At 61.3% G+C, this 3,879-nt stretch carries 1 protein-coding gene and 2 pseudogenes; 2 read left to right on the forward strand and 1 reads right to left on the reverse strand.

Features of this window, described 5'->3' with window-relative positions; genetic code table 11:
- The first annotated feature begins 28 nt into the window (after nt 1-28).
- A complete protein-coding gene (locus tag HMPREF0591_RS28495) occupies nt 29-574 on the forward strand; it encodes a carboxymuconolactone decarboxylase family protein (RefSeq protein WP_007172288.1) in 546 nt (181 codons plus the stop codon).
- Between the two features lie 287 nt (nt 575-861).
- Nucleotides 862-1,331, forward strand: a pseudogene (locus HMPREF0591_RS31655) (PaaI family thioesterase).
- 31 nt (nt 1,332-1,362) lie between these two features.
- On the opposite strand, the pseudogene HMPREF0591_RS28505 reads toward HMPREF0591_RS31655, so the two are convergent.
- A pseudogene (locus HMPREF0591_RS28505) lies at nt 1,363-3,879 on the reverse strand (MMPL family transporter); the annotation flags it as partial.

A 3,879-nucleotide genomic window follows, 5' to 3' on the forward strand; every position in this document is an offset into this window, starting at 1 on the left:
GACTGTGGGCAGTGGAAACCGCGTCGAAATGCTCGGCCTGACAGACGCGCGCCGGCGCGCTGCTCAATGTGGCATCCCCGAAGCCATAGCGGAGTTGTCGATATTCCGAATCGCGCTTCACCAGCCTAGTGTGGCAATGGCCTTGAACGGACTGCTGGAGGCGTTGCTGTGGACCGGGGACCTCGACGCGCGGCTGCGAGAGCTGATCATCATGCGAATCGGCTGGGTCACCGGCTCGGTCTATGAATGGACGCAACATTGGCGACTCGCACGAATGCTCGACGTGTCCGAGCGTGACCTGCTCGCGGTGCGAGATTGGCAGAATGCTAACCACTTTGGCGATGCCGAACGTGCTGTACTTGCGGCGACCGATGAGACACTGCGTGACGGCACCATCTCGGATGGCACGTGGGCTGTGTGCCGAGATGCGTTGCAAGCAGACCCGGGGCTCCTTGTAGAACTTGTCGCGGCGATTGGCAACTGGCGACTCTTTTCTGCGCTCCTGCGATCTCTGGATGTGCCGCTCGAAGACGGCGTCGACGAATGGCCCCCTGACGGTGTTCGACCATCGTGACGCAGCGTGTCCAAAATGCCTGCGGTACCGTGCTAACGGTATCGCGCCGAAGCGGACCGTACTGGCGCTTGGATCGCCCGGCGCGGCTCGCCGTGACCATGAGCTGCACTTTGCCAGGTCGGCATACGCCAAGTTGCTGCGTTCGGCACCTTAATGCGGGATTTCTCGTCGTTTAAGGCCGCAATGGCCGAAGTTATCGAACACGTCCAACCGGAAACGAGGCCGCAACCTTGGATGCTCCAAATTCAACTGAACCGCAACGCCTGCCGTCACACACGCCTACCTGTATGGGTTGCGGGACCCGAGAATTCCAGTGGCCTGCAGCTAGAGGTCTATCGTCTGGACGATGAGGTATATGCCGATGTGGCATTCGATGAGCGTCATATCGGTGCGCCCGGCTTGGCGCACGGCGGGGCTATCGCGGCGGCGTGCGACGACCTTTTGGGCTTCACCCTGTGGATCGCCGGCACGCCTGCGGTCACGCGCAATCTCGCGATCGAGTATCTAGCGCCGGTTCCGCTACACCAGCCCCACCGCATTAGCGCACGTATCAGCGTGCGGCAAGGACGTGCCTTACACTGGCGAGGGGGTCGGTGAAGATGGCGTCATTCGTTTCACCGCAACAGCGGTTTTCATCACGGTAGAACCCGAACACTTCGCCGCCCACGGCGACATCGCCGGTTTCGGAGAGCTTCTTGACCAGCTCGTCCGCTTCGCTGGACCCAACACCGCTCATGACTCAGATGAAGGTGCGTAATCGTCGGTATTTTAGTCAAAATGCAAGAGTTTCAAGCGTCCTCACGTTTACGTTGCGGCCACCAGCTGGTCTCACGGAGCAATGTGGCGATCGCGGGAACCGTGAGAGTGCGGACAACAAAGGTGTCGAGTAGTAGGCCACAGCCGATGATGAGCCCGGCTTGGATCATGATCGCGACCGAACCGACCATAAGGCCGAACATGCTGGCCGCGTAGATGAGCCCGGCGGAAGTGATGACTGAGCCGGTGTTTGCGACCGTGCGCAGTACGCCGACGCGGATGTTGTGAGCGGATTCCTCGCGTAACCGCGAGATCAGCAGCATGTTGTAGTCGGCGCCCACCGCGATCAAGATGATGAACGCCAAAAGCGGTACCAGCCAAGCGATTTTCTTACCGAGGCCGTATTGGAAAACGAGCGTCCCGATGCCCAGTGCGGCTGCGTAGTTGAGCACGACCGTACCGAGCAGGTAGAGCGGGGCCACCAAGGCGCGCAGGAGAACGACGAGGATCAGTCCGACGATGACGAGCGTGGCAATGGCCAGCAGATGGAAGTCGGCCGACAGAAGGCGCTGGATATCGGAGTTGACGGCGGGGAATCCGGCCATCGATATTTTGGCGTTGGCCAAGGAGGTGTTGGGCGTGCAGCATCGGCAACTTGGGTGATCTTCTGAGCGAGATCCATCGCTTCGCTGCTGTAGGGGTTGTAGCTGGATTCGATGGCGAAGCGTGCGGTCTTGCCGTCAGCGGACAGGAAGTGCTTTGCCACATCGGAGAACTGGCGATTCTCGAAGGCGTTAGCCGGGAGGCAAAAGCCGCTGGAGTTGTCCGAACCGGCGCTGGACCGCGCGGAATTCTGTAGTTGGGTGGCGATCTGACTCATGCCGGACAACATTTCGATGTTGCTGTCGGCAAGGGTATGCACACCGGTGGCTAGGGCTTGTGCGCCCGATGCGAGCTGGCTGATGCCGTTTTGGAGGCGGCGGATGTTGCCGGCCATGTCGGCGGGGTCGCCGAGCGCTCCGAACGCCTTGTTCAGCGAGGTGACCGTGTTCTGCAGGTCTGCCATGGTGCCCCCCGCAGTATCGCCGCCCGGCTGGTACATGTCGCCGAGGTTGGCGAGCTGGCTGAAAAAGCCGCCATCGCGCAAGGTCACCAGAATCCGTACCTGGTCGCGGATCTGGGTGCACTCGGGTGTGGAGGCAAACCAGGGGGAGGTGTTGAGCGCACCGACCAGCGGGTCGATCGTGGCGATCGCATTCTGAGCTTGTTGAGCTTCTTGACGTAGCCCAGGTCCGGCTCGGATAGCTTGGTCGATGGTCGGTGTGGTAGTCGAAAGTTGCTGCAGCAGAGGGCGAAAGCGCTGAAATTGCGAGCCGCTGGACTGGGCTTGGTTAAGGATACCGGTCAGCGGAGTCAACGCTGTGCGAAGGGTGGTGTCAAGTTGCGCCAGGCCGCTGGCGAGTTGGTCGGCACCGCCGGTGAGTTTGGTGAGATCGGTCTTGTGGGCGTCTCCTTTGGCGACGGCATCGGCCATCTTGTTGCCGATCTGGACGTTTTGCCAAGAGAGCTGTGCCTGATCGAGTCGTGCCCCGGTGGGCCGGGTGACGCCGGATACTTTGGTGACGCCCGGCAATTGCGACACGCGAGACGCCATCTCATCCAGGTCGGCCAGGCCTTTACCGGTGTGCATATCGGTCCGTGATTCCACGACCATGAACTGGGTGATGACGATATCTTTGCGAAAGTGCCTGTCCAGCAGGTGATAACCTTCGTTGCTGGCGGTTGTGTCCGGCTCTCCTTGGCGGTCGTCGTAGCTCATGCGCATGGTCAGCGCGACAGCCGCTAGCCCTAATACAAGGGCCAGGCTGGCGGCCAGCAGTGGGGTGGGTCGGCGGACTACGGCCACGGCGATCCAGTTCCAGTAGCGGCGTGTGCGGTCGGCTTTGGGTTCGCCAATGCCGCCGTTTGGCGGCCAGCGCCAATACCGGAGGGAACAATGTCACGGTGGCCGCGACTCCGACGAAGACGGCTATCGCGCACGCTGGGCCCAGCGCGCCAAAAACGCTCAGCTTTGCAAAGAACCATGGCCAGAAATGCAAACGCCACAGTCGCGGCGGAGGCCAGGATCACCCGGCCGATGGTGGCGGTTGCGTTGATCACCGCGAGGTCAGCCGAGACGTCCTGGCGGCGCTGCTCGTGATACCGGCTGATCAAAAATGCCGAATAATCGGTGCCGGCGCCCAACAGAATCGCCGTCATGAACGCGATGGTGAATCGCGACACCGGCATTCCCGCTTCGCCCAGCGCCGAGAGCACTCCGCGCCCTACCGCAAGGCTGACCCCGATAACCAACAGAGGCAGCAACGCGGTAAACAGTGACCTGTAGATGACCAGCAAGATCAGCGCTATCAGCCCGGCGGTCACGACGGAGATGACAATCAAATCCTGCTCAGCCGAATCGATTTGATCGCTGAACGTCGCGGGAGGGCCGGTTACGCGGACCGTCGTGGATGTGCCGCTAAAGGACTGGGCGGCGATAGCGGTGATGG

The sequence above is a fragment of the Mycobacterium parascrofulaceum ATCC BAA-614 genome, assembly GCF_000164135.1.
GTDB lineage: Bacteria > Actinomycetota > Actinomycetes > Mycobacteriales > Mycobacteriaceae > Mycobacterium > Mycobacterium parascrofulaceum.